Origin of the sequence: Kitasatospora sp. GP82, assembly GCF_029892105.1 — a bacterium.
Taxonomy (GTDB): Bacteria; Actinomycetota; Actinomycetes; order Streptomycetales; family Streptomycetaceae; genus Kitasatospora.
On the sequence record NZ_JARZAJ010000004.1, the window covers coordinates 219033 to 239073 of the forward strand.

Annotated in this window: 25 protein-coding genes; 2 read left to right on the forward strand and 23 right to left on the reverse strand. The window is 68.2% G+C overall.

The genetic code is table 11. From position 1 onward, the window contains the following. Positions 1-49 precede the first annotated feature (49 nt). Positions 50-1906: a glutamine--fructose-6-phosphate transaminase (isomerizing) gene (gene glmS / locus P3T39_RS05880; protein ID WP_280696270.1), complete on the reverse strand. Its 1857-nt coding sequence runs from the start codon at positions 1904-1906 to the stop codon at positions 50-52. Positions 1907-2006: 100 nt separating this feature from the next. Between glmS and coaA the strand changes: the two genes are divergently transcribed. After that, entirely contained in the window at positions 2007-2999 is a 993-nt protein-coding gene (gene coaA / locus P3T39_RS05885) for a type I pantothenate kinase (RefSeq protein ID WP_280696271.1), read from the forward strand. Between the two features lie 67 nt (positions 3000-3066). Here the strand turns inward: coaA and glmM are convergent, their stop codons facing one another. The 4 genes from glmM to P3T39_RS05905 form a co-directional block, all read right to left on the reverse strand. Next, entirely contained in the window at positions 3067-4431 is a 1365-nt protein-coding gene (gene glmM, locus P3T39_RS05890; RefSeq protein ID WP_280696272.1) for a phosphoglucosamine mutase, read from the reverse strand. A 176-nt stretch (positions 4432-4607) separates the two neighbouring features. Beyond that, positions 4608-5111 carry a 30S ribosomal protein S9 gene (gene rpsI / locus P3T39_RS05895; RefSeq protein ID WP_280696273.1) on the reverse strand — a complete coding sequence of 168 codons (504 nt, stop codon included), beginning with the start codon at positions 5109-5111 and terminating at the stop codon, positions 4608-4610. Between the two features lie 51 nt (positions 5112-5162). Further along, the gene (rplM, locus tag P3T39_RS05900; RefSeq protein ID WP_035848207.1) at positions 5163-5606 is read right to left on the reverse strand and encodes a 50S ribosomal protein L13; all 444 of its coding nucleotides are present in this window, start codon (positions 5604-5606) and stop codon (positions 5163-5165) included. A gap of 210 nt (positions 5607-5816) precedes the next feature. Further along, the gene (locus tag P3T39_RS05905) at positions 5817-7475 is read right to left on the reverse strand and encodes an ATP-binding cassette domain-containing protein (RefSeq protein ID WP_280696274.1); all 1659 of its coding nucleotides are present in this window, start codon (positions 7473-7475) and stop codon (positions 5817-5819) included. Between the two features lie 105 nt (positions 7476-7580). Between P3T39_RS05905 and P3T39_RS05910 the strand changes: the two genes are divergently transcribed. Next, positions 7581-8732, forward strand: a complete 1152-nt coding sequence (locus tag P3T39_RS05910; protein WP_280696275.1) for a hypothetical protein — start codon at positions 7581-7583, stop codon at positions 8730-8732. 68 nt (positions 8733-8800) lie between these two features. Here P3T39_RS05910 and truA read toward each other — a convergent pair whose 3' ends face one another. The 18 genes from truA to P3T39_RS06000 form a co-directional block, all read right to left on the reverse strand. Continuing rightward, complete coding sequence (gene truA, locus P3T39_RS05915; RefSeq protein WP_280696276.1) at positions 8801-9709, reverse strand: tRNA pseudouridine(38-40) synthase TruA; 909 nt, start codon at positions 9707-9709, stop codon at positions 8801-8803. Positions 9710-9784: 75 nt separating this feature from the next. Then, a complete protein-coding gene (gene rplQ, locus P3T39_RS05920) occupies positions 9785-10249 on the reverse strand; it encodes a 50S ribosomal protein L17 (protein WP_280696277.1) in 465 nt (154 codons plus the stop codon). Between the two features lie 125 nt (positions 10250-10374). Next, positions 10375-11397 (reverse strand): DNA-directed RNA polymerase subunit alpha, encoded by a 1023-nt coding sequence (locus P3T39_RS05925; RefSeq protein WP_030263446.1) that lies wholly within the window; start codon positions 11395-11397, stop codon positions 10375-10377. 144 nt (positions 11398-11541) lie between these two features. Beyond that, positions 11542-11949 (reverse strand): 30S ribosomal protein S11, encoded by a 408-nt coding sequence (gene rpsK / locus P3T39_RS05930; protein WP_030232513.1) that lies wholly within the window; start codon positions 11947-11949, stop codon positions 11542-11544. Between the two features lie 72 nt (positions 11950-12021). After that, the gene (gene rpsM / locus P3T39_RS05935; protein WP_280696278.1) at positions 12022-12402 is read right to left on the reverse strand and encodes a 30S ribosomal protein S13; all 381 of its coding nucleotides are present in this window, start codon (positions 12400-12402) and stop codon (positions 12022-12024) included. Positions 12403-12576: 174 nt separating this feature from the next. Next, positions 12577-12690, reverse strand: coding sequence for a 50S ribosomal protein L36 (gene rpmJ, locus P3T39_RS05940; RefSeq protein WP_003956441.1), 114 nt, complete (start codon positions 12688-12690; stop codon positions 12577-12579). 35 nt (positions 12691-12725) lie between these two features. After that, positions 12726-12947, reverse strand: coding sequence for a translation initiation factor IF-1 (gene infA / locus P3T39_RS05945; protein ID WP_003956442.1), 222 nt, complete (start codon positions 12945-12947; stop codon positions 12726-12728). Positions 12948-13135: 188 nt separating this feature from the next. Next, positions 13136-13561, reverse strand: a complete 426-nt coding sequence (mscL, locus tag P3T39_RS05950; protein WP_280696279.1) for a large conductance mechanosensitive channel protein MscL — start codon at positions 13559-13561, stop codon at positions 13136-13138. Positions 13562-13682: 121 nt separating this feature from the next. After that, the gene (gene map, locus P3T39_RS05955; protein WP_280696280.1) at positions 13683-14522 is read right to left on the reverse strand and encodes a type I methionyl aminopeptidase; all 840 of its coding nucleotides are present in this window, start codon (positions 14520-14522) and stop codon (positions 13683-13685) included. 125 nt (positions 14523-14647) lie between these two features. Beyond that, complete coding sequence (locus P3T39_RS05960; RefSeq protein ID WP_280696281.1) at positions 14648-15307, reverse strand: adenylate kinase; 660 nt, start codon at positions 15305-15307, stop codon at positions 14648-14650. Then, a complete protein-coding gene (secY, locus tag P3T39_RS05965; protein WP_280696282.1) occupies positions 15307-16614 on the reverse strand; it encodes a preprotein translocase subunit SecY in 1308 nt (435 codons plus the stop codon). Before secY ends, P3T39_RS05960 begins: the two co-directional genes overlap by 1 nt. 266 nt (positions 16615-16880) lie before the next feature. Next, positions 16881-17333: a 50S ribosomal protein L15 gene (rplO, locus tag P3T39_RS05970; RefSeq protein WP_280696283.1), complete on the reverse strand. Its 453-nt coding sequence runs from the start codon at positions 17331-17333 to the stop codon at positions 16881-16883. A gap of 1 nt (position 17334) precedes the next feature. Next, positions 17335-17517, reverse strand: coding sequence for a 50S ribosomal protein L30 (gene rpmD / locus P3T39_RS05975; protein ID WP_030055835.1), 183 nt, complete (start codon positions 17515-17517; stop codon positions 17335-17337). Continuing rightward, entirely contained in the window at positions 17517-18137 is a 621-nt protein-coding gene (rpsE, locus tag P3T39_RS05980; RefSeq protein WP_280696284.1) for a 30S ribosomal protein S5, read from the reverse strand. Before rpsE ends, rpmD begins: the two co-directional genes overlap by 1 nt. A gap of 48 nt (positions 18138-18185) precedes the next feature. Continuing rightward, positions 18186-18569 carry a 50S ribosomal protein L18 gene (gene rplR / locus P3T39_RS05985; RefSeq protein ID WP_280696285.1) on the reverse strand — a complete coding sequence of 128 codons (384 nt, stop codon included), beginning with the start codon at positions 18567-18569 and terminating at the stop codon, positions 18186-18188. Between the two features lie 3 nt (positions 18570-18572). Beyond that, complete coding sequence (gene rplF, locus P3T39_RS05990) at positions 18573-19112, reverse strand: 50S ribosomal protein L6 (protein WP_280696286.1); 540 nt, start codon at positions 19110-19112, stop codon at positions 18573-18575. 22 nt (positions 19113-19134) lie between these two features. Beyond that, the gene (gene rpsH / locus P3T39_RS05995) at positions 19135-19542 is read right to left on the reverse strand and encodes a 30S ribosomal protein S8 (RefSeq protein WP_033213994.1); all 408 of its coding nucleotides are present in this window, start codon (positions 19540-19542) and stop codon (positions 19135-19137) included. A gap of 309 nt (positions 19543-19851) precedes the next feature. Next, positions 19852-20037: a type Z 30S ribosomal protein S14 gene (locus tag P3T39_RS06000; protein WP_045305888.1), complete on the reverse strand. Its 186-nt coding sequence runs from the start codon at positions 20035-20037 to the stop codon at positions 19852-19854. Positions 20038-20041 lie beyond the last annotated feature (4 nt).

Consider the following 20041-nt stretch of genomic DNA (forward strand, 5'->3'; position numbering starts at 1 on the left):
CTCCCGGACAGCCGGGAAGGGCGGGCCCTCTGTGGCACCTGTCGCTCGGCTACTCGACCGTCACGGACTTGGCCAGGTTGCGCGGCTGGTCGACCTCGTGGCCCTTGGCGGTGGCCAGCTCGCAGGCGAAGACCTGGAGCGGAACGGTGGACACCAGCGGCTGGAGCAGGGTCGGGGTGGCCGGGATGCGGATCAGGTGGTCGGCGTACGGGACGACGGCCTCGTCGCCCTCCTCGGCGATCACGATCGTGCGGGCGCCACGGGCCCGGATCTCCTGGATGTTGGAGACGATCTTGTCGTGCAGGATCGAGCGCCCGCGCGGGGACGGCACCACCACGACGACCGGCAGCCCCTCCTCGATCAGCGCGATCGGGCCGTGCTTGAGCTCGCCCGCCGCGAAGCCCTCGGCGTGCATGTACGCCAGCTCCTTGAGCTTGAGCGCACCCTCCAGGGCGACCGGGAAGCCGACGTGGCGGCCGAGGAAGAGCACCGACTTGGCGTCGGCCAGCGAGCGGGCCAGCTCGCGCACCGGCTCCATGGTCTCCAGGACCTGCTCGACCTGCTTCGGCGCGTCGCCGAGCTCGCGGATGATGTCGAAGATCTCGTCGCCCCACTTGGTGCCGCGCACCTGGCCGAGGTAGAGCGCGACCAGGTAGCAGGCCACCAGCTGGGTCAGGAACGCCTTGGTGGACGCGACCGCGACCTCGGGACCGGCGTGCGTGTACAGCACGGCGTCCGACTCACGCGGGATGGTCGAGCCGTTGGTGTTGCAGATCGCCAGCACCTTGGCACCCTGCTCGCGCGCGTGGCGCAGCGCCATCAGGGTGTCCATGGTCTCGCCGGACTGGGAGATGGCGATGACCAGGGTCCGGTCGTTCATGATCGGGTCGCGGTAGCGGAACTCCGAGGCGACCTCGACCTCGCACGGGATACGGGTCCAGTGCTCGATCGCGTACTTGGCGATCATGCCCGCGTGGAACGCCGTCCCACAGGCCACGATGACGACCTTGTCGACCTCGCGCAGCACCGAGTCCGGGATGCGCAGCTCGTCCAGGGTCAGCCGGCCGTCGGTGCCGATCCGGCCGAGCAGGGTGTCGGCGACGGCCTTCGGCTGCTCGGCGATCTCCTTGAGCATGAAGTAGTCGTAGCCGCCCTTCTCGGCGGCGGAGGCGTCCCAGTCCACGTGGTACTCGCGGACCTCGGCCGGGGTGCCGTCGAAGTTGGTGACCGTCACACCTTCGCGGCGCAGCTCGACGACCTGGTCCTGGCCCAGCTCGATCGCCTCGCGGGTGTGCGCGATGAAGGCGGCGACGTCGGAGGCGAGGAAGTTCTCGCCCTCGCCGCGGCCGACGACCAGCGGGGAGTTGCGACGGGCGCCGACCACCACGTCCGGGGCGTCCGCGTGTACCGCCACCAGGGTGAACGCGCCGTCCAGCTGGCAGCAGACGGCCCGCATGGCCTCGGCCAGGTCACCGTCGTACGCCTCGGCCAGCAGGTGGGCGACCACCTCGGTGTCGGTCTCCGAGCGCAGGGTGTGACCCCGCTCGGCGATCGCGGCACGCAGCTGGGCGAAGTTCTCGATGATGCCGTTGTGGACGACGGCGACCTTCTGGAGGTCGTCCAGGTGAGGGTGGGCATTGGCGTCGGTCGGGCCGCCGTGGGTGGCCCAACGGGTGTGGCCGATGCCGGTGGTGCCGCCGGGCAGCGGCGTCTGGGCAAGGGACTTCTCAAGGTTGGCGAGCTTTCCGGCCCGCTTGTCGGTGGCGAGGCTCCACTGCCCGTCGGCGCCCCGGGTCTGCACGGCCACACCGGCGGAGTCGTACCCCCGGTACTCCAGGCGCTGCAGTCCTGCGATCACTACGTCGAGGGCCGTCTGGGACCCCACATATCCAACAATTCCGCACATGTGAGCCAGCATAAGCGCGGCGGCGTTCGCCCTATAAACGCCGGTGGGCCAAGGCCCGTGACCGACACCACACCACCCAGGTGGTCCGCGACGGCCCACAATGGAGCATGTGCTGACCGAACTCTGTACGAGGGGCGCCCCCGCCACGCCCACCCCCTCCCCGTACGTGGATCTGGACCGGGCCGAGTGGAGCGCCCTGCGCGAGCGCACGCCGATGCCGCTGACCGCCGAGGAGGTGGAGCGACTCCGTGGCCTGGGCACCGCACTGGACCTGGACGAGGTCAGAGACGTCTATCTGCCGCTGTCCCGGCTGCTGAACCTCTACATCCACGCCACGCACGAACTGCGCGGCACCCTGGGCACGTTCCTGGACACGCCGGACACCGAGCGCACCCGCACCCCGTTCGTGATCGGGGTGGCGGGATCGGTCGCGGTCGGCAAGTCCACCACCGCCCGCCTGCTTCAGGCCCTGCTCGCCCGCTGGCCCGAGCACCCCCGGGTCGAGCTGGTCACCACCGACGGTTTCCTGCTCCCCAACGCCGAGCTGCGCCGCCGCGGCCTGATGGCCCGCAAGGGCTTCCCCGAGTCCTACGACCGCCGGGCGCTGATGCGCTTCGTGGCGGACGTGAAGGCGGGCAAGGAGCGGGTCTCCGCGCCGGTCTACTCGCACCTGGTGTACGACATCGTGCCTGACCAGCGGCTCACCGTGGAGCGCCCCGACATCCTGATCGTCGAGGGCCTGAACGTACTGCAGCCCGCCCTGCCGGGCACCGACGGCCGCACCCGCCTGGCGGTGGCCGACTACTTCGACTTCTCGATCTACGTGGACGCCCGCACCGACGACATCGAGAGCTGGTACCTCGACCGGTTCAGGAAGCTGCGGAACACGGCCTTCCAGGATCCCAACTCCTACTTCCGCCGCTTCACCGAGGTGCCGGAGGAGGAGGCGATGGAGTACGGCCGCCAGGTCTGGCGCACCATCAACAAGCCGAACCTGCTGGAGAACGTGCTGCCGACCCGCGGCCGGGCGACCCTGGTCCTGCAGAAGGGCGCGGACCACAAGGTCCGTCGCGCACTGCTGCGCAAACTCTGACGCGCGCTCACCCCGACGGGCATTCAACAGCCCCTTGCCCGCCGGGCAAGGGGCTGTTGACGTGGGCTCAGCCCAGGTGGGTGCGCACGGCCTCGGCCAGCTTCTCGCCGACGGCCTTGGCCTGCTCCGGGTCGGCCGCCTCGACCATGACCCGGACCAGCGGCTCGGTGCCCGAGGGGCGGAGCAGGACGCGGCCGGTGTCGCCCAGCTCGGCCTCCGCCTCCTTGACCGCCTGGGTGAGCTCCTCGGAGGTGGTCACCCGGCTCTTGTCCACGCCCTTGACGTTGATCAGGACCTGCGGCAGGCGGGTCATCACGGCGGCCAGGTCGGCCAGCGGCCGCTTGGTGGCGGCCAGTCGGGCGCCCAGCATCAGACCGGTCAGGGTGCCGTCGCCGGTGGTGGCGTGGTCCAGCAGGATGACGTGCCCGGACTGCTCGCCGCCCAGCGCGTAGCCCTCCTGCTTCATCGCCTCCAGCACGTACCGGTCGCCGACGGCGGTCTCCACCAGCTCGATGCCCTCACGCTGCATCGCCAGCTTGAAGCCCAGGTTGGACATCACGGTGGCGACGGCGGTGTTGCGGCGCAGCGTGCCGGCCTCCTTCATGGCGACGGCGAGGATGGCGATGATCTGGTCGCCGTCCACCTCGTCGCCCTCGGCGTCGGCGGCCAGGCAGCGGTCGGCGTCGCCGTCCAGGGCGATACCGAGGTCGGCCTGGTGCTCCTTCATCGCGACGCGCAGCTTGTCCAGGTGGGTGGAGCCGACGCCGTCGTTGATGTTGAGCCCGGTCGGCTCGGTACCCAGGGTGTGCACGACCTCGGCGCCCGCGCGGGCGAAGGCCTCGGGGGCGACCCGGGCGGCGGCGCCGTGGGCGCCGTCGATGACGACCTTGATGCCGTCCAGGCGGTTGGGCAGCACCCCGATCAGGTGGGCGACGTAGCGGTCGAAGCCCTCGGTGTACTGGCGGACCCGGCCGACGGCGGCACCGGTGGGGCGCTTCCAGTTCTCGTCCCCGACGCCGTAGCGGGTGTAGTGCGCCTCGATGGCGTCCTCGATGGCGTCGTCGAGCTTGTGGCCGCCGCGCGCAAGGAACTTGATGCCGTTGTCCGGCATCGCGTTGTGGCTGGCGGAGAGCATCACACCGAAGTCGGCGCCGAGCGCACCGGTGAGGTACGCCACGGCGGGCGTCGGCAGCACGCCGACCCTCAGCACGTCCACGCCGGCACTCGCCAGACCGGCGATCACCGCGGCCTCCAGGAACTCCCCGGACGCGCGCGGATCACGGCCCACCACCGCGACCGGGCGATGGCCGTCGAAAGCCCCCGCATCGCCGAGAACGTGCGCGGCGGCCACCGACAGGCCGAGCGCCAGTTCGGCGGTCAGGCCCTCATTGGCCACACCGCGCACACCATCCGTACCGAAGAGTCGTCCCACGTTCCTGGTCCTCCGTCGCCAAAGTCACTGGCCAATTTCTCGCGGTTCCCCTGCCTCCGCACCGGCGTGAAGGGGAGAAAAGCACGACGCCCCGGAGCACACGGGGTGCTCCGGGGCGTACGACTGCACCCAAGGGTGCGAACCATCGCAGATGGTACGCCCCCCGGCGGAGGTGCTTAGCGCTTGCTGTACTGCGGCGCCTTGCGGGCCTTCTTCAGACCGGCCTTCTTGCGCTCGACGGCGCGGGCGTCACGGGTCAGGAAGCCGGCCTTCTTGAGGGCGCCGCGGTTGTTGTCCACGTCGGCCTCGTTCAGCGCACGGGCAACGCCGAGGCGCAGCGCGTAGGCCTGACCGGAGACGCCGCCACCCGAGATGCGGGCGACGACGTCGTAACGGCCGTCAAGCTCAAGCAGCTTGAAGGGCTCGTTGACGGTCTGCTGGTGCACCTTGTTGGGGAAGTAGTTCTCCAGGGTGCGGCCGTTGATCTTCCACTGGCCGGTGCCCGGGACGATGCGCACGCGGGCGATCGCCTCCTTGCGGCGGCCGAGGCCGGCGCCCGGGGTGGCCTCGCCGAAGCGGCCGGCCAGCGACTCAGAGGTGTACTCGGTCTCGGAGGTGTATTCCTCGACGGTCTCGTCGAAGTCGACCTCGAGGGTGTTCTCGATGGCAGTCTCGGCCACGGTGTTCCTCAGCTCCTGCTAAAAATCAGTGATGGGGTGGGGTGGCCGGAATTACTGCGCGACCTGGGTGATCTCGAACGGCACCGGCTGCTGGGCAGCGTGCGGGTGCTGGTCGCCCGAGTAGACCTTGAGCTTCGAGAGCATCTGACGGCCCAGGCTGTTCTTGGGGATCATGCCCTTGATGGCCTTCTCGACGGCCTTCTCCGGGTTCTTGTCCAGGAGGTCGTCGTAGCGGACCGAGCGGAGACCGCCCGGGAAACCGCTGTGGCGGTAGGCCAGCTTCTGGGTCTTCTTGTTACCCGAGAGGTGCACCTTGTCCGCGTTGATGATGATGACGAAGTCACCAGTGTCAACGTGCGGCGCGTAGATCGCCTTGTGCTTGCCCCGGAGGAGGTTGGCGGCCTGGGAGGCCAGGCGGCCGAGCACGACGTCGGTCGCGTCGATGACGTGCCACTGACGCTGGACGTCGCCGGGCTTGGGGCTGTACGTACGCACGGTCGTAGCCTTCGCTTTTCAGTGAGTGAGTCCTGACAGGAGCACCTGGACGAAGAGATCAGCCTGGACCCACTTGGACGCAATTCAAGGGGGGCCGCTGGTCATCGGCCTGGTATCTCCGGCGTACCGACCTCTCACGTGAGATGGAGCGAGCCAATACGCACAACAAGCGCCCAGCCTACCGGGCGGGCCCGTACGGGTCAAAAACAGTCATCGCTCGCGCTCCACACGAGTCTCGTCCCACACCGGTTCGGGCGATTCGTACACCTTGCCGTCCGAGCCGAAGACCAGGAAACGGTCGAAGGTCCTGGCGAACCAGCGGTCGTGGGTGACGCACACGACCGTGCCGTCGAAGGCCTCCAGGCCCTCCTGCAGGGCCTCGGCGCTCTCCAGGTCCAGGTTGTCGGTGGGTTCGTCCAGCAGCAGGGCCGTCACACCGGACAGCTCCAGCTTGAGGATCATCAGCCTGGCCTGCTGGCCGCCGGAGAGCGACTCGAAGCGCTGCTCCTCCTGGCGGTCCAGCTCGTAGCGGCGCAGCACGCCCATCGCGGCCTTGCGGTCGAGCGCGTGCTCCTCCTCGATGATCGAACGGACGGTACGGCCGAAGAGCTCGGGGTGGGCGTGGGTCTGCCGGAAGTGACCGGGCACCACGCGGGCGCCGAGCTTCCAGGTGCCGGTGTGCGCGACGGTCTCGTCCCCGGCCAGCATCCGCAGGAAGTGCGACTTGCCGGAGCCGTTGGAACCCAGCACCGCGACCCGCTCGCCGTAGTAGATCTCCAGGTCGAACGGCCGCATCAGGCCGGTGAGTTCGAGCTTCTCCAGGGTGAGGGCCCGCACGCCGGTACGGCCGCCCTTGAGCCGCATGCTGATCTTCTGCTCACGCGGCGGGGCCTCGGGGCGGCCGGCCTGCTCGAACTTCTTGAGCCTGGTCTGCGCGGCGGAGTACCGGGAGGCCATGTCATGGCTGACCGAGGCCGCCTGGCGCAGGTTGACCACCAGCTTCTTGAGCTTGGCGTGCTCCTCGTCCCAGCGGCGGCCGAGCTCCTCGAAGCGCTCGAAGCGCTCCTTGCGGGCCTGGTGGAAGGAGTCGAAGCCGGAGCCGTGCACCCAGACGCTGCTGCCGGCCGCACCGGACTCGACGCTGACGATCTTGTCGGCGGTGCGGGAGAGCAGCTCACGGTCGTGCGAGATGAACAGGACCGTCTTGGAGGTGGCCCGGATCGCCTCCTCCAGCCAGCGCTTGCCCGGGACGTCCAGGTAGTTGTCCGGCTCGTCCAGCAGCAGCACCTCCTCGGGGCCGCGCAGCAGCGCCTCCAGGACGAGCCGCTTCTGCTCACCGCCGGAGAGGGTGTTCAGGCCGCGCCACTGGGCCTTGTCGAAGGGCATGCCGAGGGCCGCCATGGTGCAGACGTCCCAGTCGGTCTCGTAGTCGTAGCCGCCGGCGTCCGCCCAGTCGGCGAGGGCCTGGGCGTACTGCATCTGCGTCTTCTCGTCCTCCTGCGCCATCATCGCCAGCTCGGCGGCGTCCACGGCGCGGGCGGCGACGGCGATCCGGGCGGGGGCGACCGACACCAGCAGGTCGCGTACGGAGGCGTCCGGCGGCAGTGCGCCGGGAGTCTCCCGCTGGTCCTCGCGTCCCGTGGTGCCGACGAACTGGCGCATCACGCCCAGGCCGCCGCTGACCGTCACCGTGCCGCCGTGCGGCTGGACATCCCCGGCGATCATGCGCAGCAGGGTGGTCTTACCGGCACCGTTGGCGCCGACCAGGGCGACATTGGCGCCCTCCCCCACCCGGAAGGACGCGTCGTCGAACAGCACCCGCCCGTCCGGCAGGTAGTACTCAAGGTGCGAAATCTCGACGTGTCCCATAGGTCGGATTTTGCTACGGCCCACCTCCCCGGCCCAAACGGATTTCGGTACCGATTCGGTATGCGGACCAGGCCAGGACCAGGTCATGCCCTAAAATTCGCGCTTATGAGCGATGGGTCGGCAACCACACCTGGACCGGGCGAGCAGTCGGGCGAGCAGCAGCCGCAGAACCCCGCGGCGGTCCCGCCGCAGGCGGCACCGCCAGCCGCACAGTTCCCCTCCCATGCCCAGCCGCAGGCCCCTGCCCCGGGCCAGCAGCCGATACAGCCGCAGCCCGGCTTCCCGGCCGCGTCCGTGCCGCCGGCCTCCGGCTACGGCTACCCCCCGGCCCAGCCCACCTACGGCTACCCGCCCGCCCAGGGCGGTGGCTACGGCTACCCGCCGCCGCAGGGCGGGTACGGCTATCCGCCCCTCGCACAGGCGGGCGAGCCCGACTGGATGGAGCTGGCCGAGCAGAACGAGGCGGCCAACCGCCGCCGCAAGCGCCTGCTGATGATCAGCGGCGGTGTGCTGGCGGTCGCCGCCGTGGTCGGGATCGTGGCCACCACGCTGGTGCTCTCCGGCAAGAAGGACGGCACCTCCCAGGCCTCCGTGACCGGCAGCCCGAGCGCCGCTCCCACCGACGGCGGCGACGACGGCGACAACGGCACTCCGGCCCCCGCGCCGACCTCGCCCGAGGGCTTCATCAGCCGGGTCAAGACCGACACAGTCCCGCTGAACGTGAAGAGTCTCTTCGCCGACGACAAGATCACTACCAACGGCCACCAGTACAGCCTCGCCGCGACGGATGTCACCAACCTCAAGGACTGCTCGGGCGCGGCCGACGCCGACCTGGCCAAGGTCCTGAACAGCAACGGCTGCCTGCACGTCTTCCGGGCCACCTACGTCAACGGCCCGGTCGCCGTGACGCTGGCCATCGTGGACTTCCCCAACAGCGGCAACGCCGTCAAGACGGTCTCCGCCGCGTCCTCGATGACCGTCAAGGCGCTGGCCGACGGGAACGCACCGAAGTTCTGCCAGGGCGACACCGCCTGCCGCACCAGCCGGGACTCCCTGGGCCGCTACCTCATGGTCGCTCTCGCGGGCCGGTCCGACGGCAAGCCGGCCACGGCCGCCGACAAGGCCATCCCGGTGGCCGCCCGCGACCTGGTCGGCTACGCCAACACCATCCTGACGGCCCGCGGCAAGGCCGCCATGGACGCCGCCAGGACCGCCCCCGCAGGCTCACCCGCCCCGAGCTCCTCCCCCACCGGCTGACGCAGCGCCACAGGCAACCCGATCAGCCACGCACGGACCACCAGGGGCATGGCTGATCGGGTGCCTGCTCACATGCCGAGCGGCTGCCCCGGGAGGGTGCGCATCCGCCGGGACGCCCGGTTGCGCTCGGCGAGCTGGTCGTCGGCGGGGTAGCCGACCTCCTCCAGCGTCAGCCCGTACGGTCGCACCACGTTGACCGCACTGTTGCGCACCCGGCCCGCCAGCACCTCGCCGGGGAACTCCACCGGCCGATGTCCGTCCCCGACCAGCAGCATCGCGCCGACCAGCGAGCGCACCATGTTGTGGCAGAAGGCGTCCGCCCGGACGGTGGCCACCGCCAGCGTCCCCTCCTGGGCCGCGTAGGCGTCCACCGGCACGCGGTCCCAGTGCAGTTCGAGCAGGGTGCGGATGGTGGTCGCGCCTTCGCGCTTCTTGCAGTACGCGGCGAAATCGTGCTCGCCGAGCAGCAGCCCGGCCGCCTCGTTCATCTTCTCGACGTCCAGCGGGCGGTCGTGCCAGAGCACATGGCCGCGCAGCAGCGGGTCCACCCCGCCGGGGTGGTCGGCGACCCGGTAGGCGTACCGACGCCAGATCGCGGCGAACCGGGCGTCGAAACCGTACGGAGCCTCGCTCACCCGGTAGATCCGGATGTCGGCGGGCAGCCGCCCGGCCAGCCTGCGGAGCAGCTTCTCCCCGTGCTCGACCCACAGCTCGACCGGCAGGTCCACGTGGGCGACCTGGCCGCGCGCGTGCACCCCGGCGTCGGTCCGCCCGGCCACGGTCAGCGCGTACGGCTCCGGACTCCGGGTGACGATCTGCAGCGCGCTCTCGATCTCCTCCTGCACGGTGCGGCGGCCCCGCTGCCGTGCCCAGCCGGAGAACTCGGCGCCCTGGTACGCCAGGTCGAACCTGATCCGTCTGAACCCCTCCGAGGGGCCGTCCTGCTGCGGCGGCGTCTGCTCGCAATCCTTCAGCACTGCTTCTCCACACGATAAGGAACGGGCCCGCTCCCCCATCGCTGGGAGAGCGGGCCCGTCACACACCTAAAGGTGTCAGGCGTTCTCGACCTCGGTGGTCTCGACCGCGGCGGCCTCGTCGGCCTCCTTGACGGCGCGCTTGGTGGCACCCTCGGCCTCGCCGACAGCGGTCTGCGCGACGGTCAGCGCCTCGACCAGCTCGATCACGGCCATCGGGGCGTTGTCGCCACGACGGGGACCGATCTTGGTGATACGGGTGTAACCACCCGGGCGGTTCTCGTAGCGCGGCGCGATCTCGGTGAAGAGGGTGTGCAGCACCGCGACGTCGGTGATGGTCTTGCGGACCAGGCGACGGTTGTGGATGTCGCCCTTCTTCGCCTTGGTGATCAGCTTCTCCGCCAGCGGGCGCATCCGACGGGCCTTGGCCTCGGTCGTGGTGATGCGGCCGTACTGGAACAGCTCCCGGCACAGACCGGCGAGCAGCAGCGGCTCGTGGTGCGGGCCGCCGCCGAGGCGGGCACCCTTGGTGGGACGCGGCATGGGATTTCTCCTTGAATCTCCGACTGCGGCCGTATCAGGTACCGCAGCGGGCGTACGAGCACTGTGCCCGCACGACTTGCATGGAACGGGGGCGACTCACGGGGAGTCGCCCCCATCACAAATCCTTAGTACTGCTCGGTCTCCGCGTAACCCTGGTCGTCCAGGTCGTCGGCGCCGAAGGCGTCGGCGGCAGCGGTCGGGTCGAATCCGGGCGGGCTGTCCTTGAGGGCCAGGCCCATGCCGGCCAGCTTCGCCTTGACCTCGTCGATCGACTTCGCACCGAAGTTGCGGATGTCGAGCAGGTCGGCCTCGGAGCGGGCAACGAGCTCACCCACGGTGTGGATGCCCTCGCGCTTGAGGCAGTTGTACGACCGAACGGTGAGCTCCAGCTCCTCGATCGGCAGCGCCAGGTCGGCGGCCAGGGCGGCGTCCGTCGGGGACGGGCCCATGTCGATGCCCTCGGCGTCGATGTTCAGCTCGCGGGCGAGACCGAACAGCTCGACCAGGGTCTTACCGGCCGAGGCCATGGCGTCACGGGGGCGCATGGCGGGCTTGGTCTCGACGTCGACGATCAGCTTGTCGAAGTCGGTCCGCTGCTCGACACGGGTGGCCTCGACCTTGTAGGTGACCTTCAGCACGGGGCTGTAGATCGAGTCGACCGGGATGCGGCCGATCTCCTGGCCGGAAGCCTTGTTCTGCACGGCGGAGACGTAGCCGCGACCGCGCTCGACGGTCAGCTCCATCTCCAGCTTGCCCTTGCCGTTCAGCGTGGCGAGGACCAGCTCGGGGTTGTGCACCTCGACACCGGCCGGCGGCGCGATGTCGGCGGCGGTGACCACACCCGGGCCCTGCTTGCGCAGGTACATCACGACCGGCTCGTCGTGCTCCGAGGAGACGACCAGCTGCTTGATGTTCAGGATGAGGTCGGTGACGTCCTCCTTGACGCCCGGCACGGTGGTGAACTCGTGCAGGACACCGTCGATCCGGATGCTGGTGACAGCAGCGCCGGGGATCGAGGAGAGGAGCGTACGGCGGAGCGAGTTGCCGAGGGTGTAGCCGAAGCCCGGCTCCAACGGCTCGATCACGAACCGCGAGCGGAATTCGTCGACGACCTCTTCGGTCAGCGAGGGACGCTGAGCGATCAGCATGAGGGGTATTCCTCCAGTTGTCTTCGGCACCCACTATTTGATGCCGACAGGACCAAGCGTACGGGGTCCTGCACGCGGTACCGAATCAACCGAGCAGGACCCCGTACGAGGTTTCAAGCAGACTGCGTGCCCGAAGGCACCGCGTCAGACGCGGCGGCGCTTCGGCGGACGGCAGCCGTTGTGCGGGGTGGGGGTGACGTCCTGGATGGAGCCGACCTCCAGGCCGGTGGCCTGGAGCGAACGGATCGCGGTCTCGCGGCCCGAGCCCGGACCCTTGACGAAGACGTCAACCTTGCGCATGCCGTGCTCCTGCGCGCGACGGGCAGCGGCCTCGGCGGCCATCTGCGCGGCGAACGGGGTGGACTTGCGCGAGCCCTTGAAGCCGACGTGACCGGCGGAGGCCCAGGAGATCACGTTGCCCGCAGGGTCGGTGATCGAAACGATGGTGTTGTTGAACGTGCTCTTGATGTGCGCGTGGCCGTGAGCGACGTTCTTCTTTTCCTTGCGGCGGATCTTCTTCGCGCCGGCAGCCTGACGACCCTTGGGGGGCATAAGTCTGTTCTCCTACTGAGGTGGTCGGTCCGCTAACCCGCGGGCCGGAGGGATGTCCGGTTAACGGGCGGACTACTTCTTGCCCGGCTTCTTCTTGCCGGCAATCGCGCGACGCGGGCCCTTGCGGGTACGCGCGTTGGTGTGGGTGCGCTGACCGCGGACCGGCAGGCCACGGCGGTGACGCAGACCCTCGTAGCAACCGATCTCGACCTTGCGGCGGATGTCGGCGGCCACTGCACGGCGGAGGTCACCCTCGACCTCGAAGTTCGCGTCGATGAACTTCTGCAGCTTGACGAGGTCGTCCTCGGTGATGTCGCGGACGCGGACGTCCGGGTTCACACCGGTCTCGGCCAGCGTCTGCTGGGCGCGGGTACGGCCGATGCCGTAGACGTAGGTGAGGGCGATCTCGATCCGCTTTTCACGGGGGAGATCAACGCCGGCGAGGCGTGCCATTCATGGCTCCTGTGTTTCTTCAGAGGTCTGACGTGCCGCCTACTCCGATACCTCTCGGTATGGGAGCCCCGGCCTCTGACCGGGGGTGGCAGTCCAGCCTCTCGGCTGGATCGGACGGCCCGCTTATGACGTTTTCGCGTCGCGCGAAGTACTACGAGAAATGCTGGGGCGAGATCAGCCCTGGCGCTGCTTGTGGCGCAGGTTGTCGCAGATCACCATGACCCGACCGTGGCGGCGGATCACCTTGCACTTGTCGCAGATCTTCTTGACGCTCGGCTTGACCTTCATGGTTCAGGTTCTCCGGGTCTAGATCTGACAGTTGCTTACTTGTACCGGTAGACGATCCGGCCGCGAGTCAGGTCGTAAGGGCTGAGCTCTACAACGACCCGGTCGTCCGGGAGGATGCGGATGTAGTGCATACGCATTTTGCCGCTGATGTGCGCGAGGACCTTGTGACCGTTCTGCAGCTCGACCTTGAACATGGCGTTCGGAAGAGACTCGATCACGGTGCCCTCGATCTCAATGGCGCCTTGCTTCTTTGCCATGAACTGCGAGATCCACCTTCCGGGGCCGGCTACCGCATGCGGCACGCTCGTGCGAGCCTGGGTCCACCCCACCCCTGTCAAGGCTGGTTCCGCCGCAAAGGACGGGCCCTGTGGGAAGAGGGCGTGCCGAAGCACGCTACGAGTGAGCCGACGCACCATCGTAAACCAAGCACCGCACCAAGACGAAATCAGCGCTGCGGGGCGTAGGCCAGCGGCTCGACATGCGCGGTGCAGGCCGAGCAGCGGCGGGCGGCCTCGGGGATCTCGGTCAGGCACTCGGGGCAGGGGCGCTTGGCCACCTTGGGCTTCTTGGGCAGGTACCGGGCGGTCGCCTTGGTGATCGGGAGCACCACGCAGAAGTACAGCACCGCCGCGGTCATGAAGAAGGCGATCAGCACGTTGAGGAACTGACCGTACGGGAAGGTGACCCCCGCCACGCTGAACTTGTAGCTGCTGAAGTCCCCGGCCGCGCCGACCACCACACCCACCAGCGGGGTGAGGAAGGCCGAGACGAAGCCGGTCACCACCGCGGTGAAGGCCGCACCGATGACGACACCGACCGCCATGTCGATCACGTTGCCGCGCATCATGAAGTCGCGGAAGCCCTTGAGCACTGCTGTCCCCTTTGTCCTGAGGTCCTGGCCGAGCCTGGGAGCTTAGCAGCACCAAAATAGGACAAAGGGCCTGGCGACAGAAGGCCGCCAGGCCCTGAAACAGCGTTACTCCGACGGACGATCAGGCCAGAGGGTCCGGAGCTGCGGTGATACCCAGCTTCGCCAGCGCGGCCTTGCCGCCGTCGAAGGCGGTGAGCACCAGCGGGCCCTGCTCGGTGACGGCCACCGAGTGCTCCCAGTGCGCGGCCCAGGTGCCGTCGTTGGTGACGACCGTCCAGTCGTCCTCGAGCACCGCGGTGTGCGGGGTGCCGAGCGAGACCATCGGCTCGATCGCCAGCACGGTGCCCGGGATCAGCTTCACGCCCTTGCCGCGGCGGCCCTCGACGTAGTTCAGCACGTGGGGCTCCATGTGCATCGAGGTGCCGATGCCGTGGCCGCCGTATCCCTCGGTGATGCCCCACTTGCCCTTGGGCGGCAGCGGCTGGCGGCGGATGAAGCCCTCGATCGCCTTGGAGACGTCGACCAGGCGGTTGCCCTTCTTCATCTGGGCGATACCCGCCCACATCGAGCCCTCGGTGACGTCGCTGAGCATCGCGACCTCCGGCCGGACCTCGCCGACCGGGACGGAGATGGCGGCGTCGCCGTGCCAGCCGTCCACGATCGCGCCGCAGTCGATCGAGATCAGGTCGCCCTCCTGAAGCACCCGGTCACCCGGGATGCCGTGCACCACCTCGTTGTTGACCGAGGCGCAGATCACACCCGGGAACCACAGACCACCGTGGTCGGCCCGGAAGTTCGAGGTGGCACCGTGGCCGGTGATGACCTTGTCCGCGATGTCATTGAGCTCGCCCGTGGTGATGCCGGGGGCGACCGCCTCCCGGCAGGCCTTGAGCGCCTCGGCGACGACCAGCCCGGCCGCCCGCATCTTCGCGATCTGCTCGGGGGTCTTGATCTCCACCATCTGGTCACGCCTTCCACTGTTGTCGCGCGCCCGGTCCTTGCCGGGCGGCCGTGCTCGTACCACCGTACGACGCCGAGACGGCCGGGAAGCCCCTCCTGGGGGCTTCCCGGCCGTCTCGGACGTCGTCAGGCGTGCTTCTTCTGCTCCAGGGCCGAGACCGCGCGCTCGGTGACCTCGTCGACCTTGCCGAGCGCCGAGATGGTCACCAGCAGGCCCTGGTCCGCGTAGTAGCCGATGATCGGCTCGGTCTTGGAGTGGTACTCCTCCAGGCGGACCCGGACGGCCTCTTCGGTGTCGTCCGAGCGCTGGTAGAGCTCGCCACCGCACTCGTCGCAGACGCCCTCGACGGCCGACGGGTTGTAGACCACGTGGAAGACGTGGGCGCCGTCCTTGCGGCACAGCCGGCGGCCGGCGATCCGCTTGACGACCTCGTCCTCGGGGACCTCCAGGTCGAGCACCCCGTCCAGGGCGATGCCCTGCTCGGTCAGGAACTCGTCCAGTGCCTTGGCCTGGCCCAGGTTGCGCGGGAAGCCGTCCAGCAGGAAACCGCCTCTGGCGTCCGGCTGCAGCATCCGGTCCTTGGCCATGCCGATGGTGACCTCATCCGGTACCAGGCGGCCCGCGTCCATGTACGCCTTCGCCTCGAGCCCCAGCGGGGTGCCCTGGCTGATGTTGGCGCGGAACAGGTCACCGGTGGAGATGTGAGGGATGGACAGGGTCTTGGCGAGCACATGCGCCTGAGTACCCTTCCCGGCCCCGGGAGGTCCGACGAGGACGATACGCATCAGCGGAGGAACCCTTCGTAATTACGCTGCTGGAGCTGGCTCTCGATCTGCTTCACAGTTTCGAGTCCGACGCCGACGACGATGAGCACGCTGGTGCCGCCGAACGGGAAGTTGGTCTGCTGTCCGAAGGCGACCAGGGCGATCATCGGGATCAACGCGATCAGGCCCAGGTAGAGCGCACCCGGCCACGTGATTCGGGTCAGCACGTAGTTAAGGTACTCGGCCGTCGGGCGGCCGGCCCGGATACCCGGGATGAACCCACCATACTTCTTCATGTTGTCGGCAACTTCTTCGGGGTTGAAGGAGATCGCGACGTAGAAGAAGGCGAAGAACACGATCAGCACGAAGTACGTGACCATGTAGATCGGGTGGTCGCCCTTGACGAAGTTGGTGCGGATCCAGGTCGCCCAGCCGGCCTGGCTGTTGGTCAGCTGAACCACCAGGGCCGGAATGTAGAGCAGCGACGAAGCGAAGATGACCGGGATGACACCGGCCTGGTTCACCTTCAACGGGATGTAGGTCGAGGTGCCGCCGAAGGCGCGGCGGCCGATCATCCGCTTCGCGTACTGGACGGGGATCCGGCGCTGGGCCTGCTCGACGAAGATGACCAGGACCACGACGACGACGCCGACCAGGATGACGCTGAAGAACTCGCCCCAGCCGCCGAAGAGCTTGCCCGACGTCTTGATTGCCCACATCGAGCCCGGGAAGCCGGCCGCGATGGAGGTGAAGATCAGGATCGACATGCCGTTGCCGATACCGCGGTCGGTGATCAGCTCACCCAGCCACATGATCACGGTGGTGCCGGCGGTCATCGTGATGACCATGACCGCGATCCGGAAGACCGACTGGTCCGGCACGATCTGGTTGGCCAGCGGGCAGCCGGAGAACAGCGCGCCGCTGGAGGCCGTGGCCACGATGCCGGTGCCCTGGAGCACCGCGAGCGCGATGGTCAGGTACCGGGTGTACTGGGTGATCTTCGCCGTACCGGCCTGCCCCTCCTTCTTCAGCGCCTCAAGCCGCGGAATCACCACGGTGAGGAGCTGGAGGATGATGCTGGCCGTGATGTACGGCATGATGCCGAGCGCGAAGATCGTCAGCTGGAGCAGTGCTCCACCACTGAAGAGGTTGACCAGGCCGAACAGACCGGAAGTCGTCTGCTTGTAGCACTGGTTGACCGCGACGAAGTTGACGCCCGGCACTGGGATGTGTGCGCCCAGCCGGAACAGCACCATGATGCCCAGCGTGAACAGCAGCTTTTTGCGCAGGTCGGGCGTCTGGAACGCCCGCGCGAACGCACTGAGCACGGTGCCTCCTGCGCCTCCCACGCGTCGTCGGCGGGAGGGTCGGTCCTGATGGGGGGAGATTACGAGCCCCGATACGGGCGGCGCAGGCAAATCTCGCGCCAGCGTACAAGGGAACTCCACGGACTCTAACAGTGTGTGGCCACTCGGAAAAAGCGTGTGCCGCCGGTCCCCTTCTTATGGGGTACCAGATGCCCGGATTTGACACACAAAGAGAACGGGCCCGGTACCTCCCTTTCGGGAAGTACCGGGCCCGTAGGTCACCGGTCTCAGATGAGCTCGGTCACGGAGCCACCGGCGGCGGCGATCTTCTCTGCGGCCGAGGCGGAGACGGCGTCGACCGTCACCTGCAGCGCCACGGAGATGTCACCCTGGCCGAGGACCTTGACGAGCTCGTTCTTGCGAACGGCGCCCTTCTCGACCAGATCGGCGATGGTGACCTCGCCACCCTGCGGGTAGAGCTCGGCCAGCTTCTCCAGGTTCACGACCTGGAACTGCTTGTGGGCCGGGTTCTTGAAGCCCTTCAGCTTCGGCAGGCGCATGTGGAGGGGCATCTGGCCACCCTCGAAGCGCTGCGGAACCTGGTAACGGGCCTTGGTGCCCTTGGTACCACGACCTGCGGTCTTACCCTTGGAGCCCTCACCACGACCAACACGGATCTTGGCGGTCTTGGCACCCGGGGCAGGCTTCAGGTTGTGGACCTTCAGCGGAGAGTCCGCCATGTCAGTCAACCTCCTCGACCGTGACGAGGTGACGGACGGTGTGGGCCATCCCGCGGATCTCGGGACGGTCCTCCTTCACGACCACATCGTGCATGCGCTTGAGACCAAGCGAACGCAGGGTGTCACGGTGGTTCTGCTTGCTACCGATGTAGGACTTGGTCTGCGTGATCTTGAGGCGAGCCATCAGGCGCTCACCCCGGCAGCACGCGCCCGCAGCAGAGCGGCGGGAGCCACGTCCTCCAGCGGCAGGCCACGACGGGCGGCGATCTCCTCGGGGCGCACGAGGCCCTTCAGAGCAGCCACGGTGGCGTGCACGATGTTGATCGCGTTGTCCGAGCCGAGCGACTTCGACAGGATGTCGTGAACGCCGGCGCACTCCAGGACGGCACGCACCGGGCCACCGGCGATAACACCGGTACCGGGGGACGCCGGCTTCAGCAGCACGACGCCGGCGGCCTTCTCGCCCTGGATCGGGTGCGGGATGGTGCCCTGGATACGGGGGACCTTGAAGAAGCTCTTCTTGGCCTCCTCAACACCCTTGGCGATGGCGGCCGGAACCTCCTTCGCCTTCCCGTAACCGACACCCACGGTGCCGTCACCGTCGCCCACCACGACCAGCGCGGTGAAGCTGAAACGACGACCACCCTTGACAACCTTGGCGACACGGTTGATCGCGACGACGCGCTCGACGTAAGCGGTCTTCTCGACAACCTGGGCAGCGCCCCGGTCGTCACGCTTACGGTCGCGCCGCTCGCCGCCGGTGCCGCCGCCGGCGCCGCTACCGCGGCGCTGGGGTCCAGCCATTGGAATTACCTCTCTCGTTTACGTCCGTCGACAGAGCCGACGAGCGGCTTAGAAGTCGAGCCCGGCCTCACGGGCCGCGTCCGCCAGGGCGGCGATGCGGCCGGCGTACCGGTTGCCCGCGCGGTCGAAGACGACCGACTCGATGCCGGCGGCCTTGGCGCGCTCGGCGACCAGGCTCCCGACCTTCTTGGCCAGCTCGGTCTTGTCGCCCTCGGTGCCCTTGATGGACACGTCGAGGGTGGACGCCGACGCCAGGGTGTGACCCTTGGCGTCGTCGATGACCTGGGCGACCATGTGACGGTTCGAGCGCGTCACAACGAGACGCGGACGCACCTCGGTGCCGACGACACGCTTGCGAACGCGAATCGCGCGGCGCTTGCGAGCGGTGCTCTTGTAGGCGTTGCCCTTGCCGATCTTGACAGAGACGCTCATCGCTTACTTACCACTCTTTCCGACCTTGCGGCGGATGACCTCGCCCGCGTACTTGACGCCCTTGGCCTTGTACGGGTCGGGCTTACGCAGCTTGCGGATCTTGGCCGAAACCTCGCCGACCAGCTGCTTGTCGATCCCGTCCACGTGGAACTTGGTGGGCGACTCGACCACGAAGGAGATGCCCTCCGGGGCCTCGATCAGGATCGGGTGGCTGTAGCCGAGCTGGAACTCCATGCTGGAGCCCTTCGCTGCGACTCGGTAACCAACACCGCTGATCTCCAGCGACTTGCGGTAGCCCGCGGTCACGCCGGTGATCATGTTCGCCACCAGCGTGCGGCTCAGCCCGTGCAGGGCCTTCGACAGACGCTCGTCGTTCGGGCGAGTGACGACCAGGGTGCCGTTCTCGTCCTTGCCGATCTCGATCGGCGCGGCGACAACGTGGGTGAGAGAGCCCTTCGGGCCCTTCACCGAGACCGCCTGGCCATCGATGGTGACGTCCACGCCGGCGGGAACCGGGATGGGCAGCCGTCCAATGCGCGACATTGCTGTACCTCCGTTTCCCGAATTACCAGACGTAGGCGAGAACTTCTCCGCCTACGCCCTTCTTGGCGGCCTGCTTGTCGGTCAGGAGGCCGGAGGACGTGGAGATGATCGCCACGCCCAGGCCGCCGAGAACCTTCGGCAGGTTGGTGGACTTTGCGTAAACGCGCAGACCCGGCTTGCTGATGCGCTTGATGCCGGCGATGGAGCGCTCACGGTTCGGGCCGAACTTGAGCTCGATGGTCAGCTTCTTGCCGACCTCGCCCTCAGTGGGCTCCTCAACCTTGTAGGAGGAGATGTACCCCTCCTGCTGCAGGATCTCGGCGACGTGCGCCTTGATCTTGCTAGCCGGCATCGCCACGGAGTCGTGGTACGCCGAGTTAGCGTTACGCAGACGCGTGAGCATGTCTGCGATGGGGTCGGTCATGGTCATGGTGGCCTCAGGCCTCTCTCGCCGTGGTTTCTCCGCGCCAGGTCCCCCTCCGCGCACTCGGAAGAGTGCGAAAGGGGCACAAGCGCAGGGGACCTACGACGTAGTAAGACTGGGTGTGCGAGCCCTCATAAGAGAGCCGCGTGCATCCATAGGGAATGCCGCGGCAGGGGGCCCGACCCCACTACCTTACGGGATCCCTGGCGGGAGCCCAAACTCCCCCCGAAGGGGAAGAAGGAGTGGGGCCGGGCACCTCTGCGTCGCTGGATGCCCAGAGCTGGTGGATGTCCCTCTTCTGAATGAAGAGGAGGACTACCAGGAGCTCTTGGTCACGCCCGGCAGCTCGCCGCGGTGGGCCATCTCACGGAGGCACACACGGCACAGGCCGAACTTGCGGTACACCGAGTGCGGACGGCCGCAGCGCTGGCACCGGGTGTACGCCCGGACAGCGAACTTCGGCTTACGCTCGGCCTTTGCGATGAGGGACTTCTTCGCCATTGGC

What these genes read in the sequence shown, in the direction of transcription:
- rpmD (WP_030055835.1), bottom strand. Translation starts at nt 17,517, where the DNA reads ATGGCTCGCCTCAAGATCACGCAGACCAAGTCCTACATCGGTAGCAAG.
- P3T39_RS05905 (WP_280696274.1), bottom strand. Translation starts at nt 7,475, where the DNA reads ATGGGACACGTCGAGATTTCGCACCTTGAGTACTACCTGCCGGACGGG.
- rpsK (WP_030232513.1), bottom strand. Translation starts at nt 11,949, where the DNA reads ATGCCCCCCAAGGGTCGTCAGGCTGCCGGCGCGAAGAAGATCCGCCGC.
- P3T39_RS06000 (WP_045305888.1), bottom strand. Translation starts at nt 20,037, where the DNA reads ATGGCGAAGAAGTCCCTCATCGCAAAGGCCGAGCGTAAGCCGAAGTTC.
- rpsH (WP_033213994.1), bottom strand. Translation starts at nt 19,542, where the DNA reads ATGACCATGACCGACCCCATCGCAGACATGCTCACGCGTCTGCGTAAC.
- rpmJ (WP_003956441.1), bottom strand. Translation starts at nt 12,690, where the DNA reads ATGAAGGTCAAGCCGAGCGTCAAGAAGATCTGCGACAAGTGCAAGGTG.
- map (WP_280696280.1), bottom strand. Translation starts at nt 14,522, where the DNA reads ATGGTGGAGATCAAGACCCCCGAGCAGATCGCGAAGATGCGGGCGGCC.
- rplO (WP_280696283.1), bottom strand. Translation starts at nt 17,333, where the DNA reads ATGGCGGACTCTCCGCTGAAGGTCCACAACCTGAAGCCTGCCCCGGGT.
- rplR (WP_280696285.1), bottom strand. Translation starts at nt 18,569, where the DNA reads ATGAGCGTCTCTGTCAAGATCGGCAAGGGCAACGCCTACAAGAGCACC.
- coaA (WP_280696271.1), top strand. Translation starts at nt 2,007, where the DNA reads ATGGAGCATGTGCTGACCGAACTCTGTACGAGGGGCGCCCCCGCCACG.
- infA (WP_003956442.1), bottom strand. Translation starts at nt 12,947, where the DNA reads ATGGCAAAGAAGCAAGGCGCCATTGAGATCGAGGGCACCGTGATCGAG.
- rpsE (WP_280696284.1), bottom strand. Translation starts at nt 18,137, where the DNA reads ATGGCTGGACCCCAGCGCCGCGGTAGCGGCGCCGGCGGCGGCACCGGC.
- glmS (WP_280696270.1), bottom strand. Translation starts at nt 1,906, where the DNA reads ATGTGCGGAATTGTTGGATATGTGGGGTCCCAGACGGCCCTCGACGTA.
- rpsM (WP_280696278.1), bottom strand. Translation starts at nt 12,402, where the DNA reads ATGGCACGCCTCGCCGGCGTTGATCTCCCCCGTGAAAAGCGGATCGAG.
- P3T39_RS05910 (WP_280696275.1), top strand. Translation starts at nt 7,581, where the DNA reads ATGAGCGATGGGTCGGCAACCACACCTGGACCGGGCGAGCAGTCGGGC.
- rplQ (WP_280696277.1), bottom strand. Translation starts at nt 10,249, where the DNA reads ATGCCGCGTCCCACCAAGGGTGCCCGCCTCGGCGGCGGCCCGCACCAC.
- P3T39_RS05960 (WP_280696281.1), bottom strand. Translation starts at nt 15,307, where the DNA reads ATGCGTATCGTCCTCGTCGGACCTCCCGGGGCCGGGAAGGGTACTCAG.
- rplF (WP_280696286.1), bottom strand. Translation starts at nt 19,112, where the DNA reads ATGTCGCGCATTGGACGGCTGCCCATCCCGGTTCCCGCCGGCGTGGAC.
- P3T39_RS05925 (WP_030263446.1), bottom strand. Translation starts at nt 11,397, where the DNA reads ATGCTGATCGCTCAGCGTCCCTCGCTGACCGAAGAGGTCGTCGACGAA.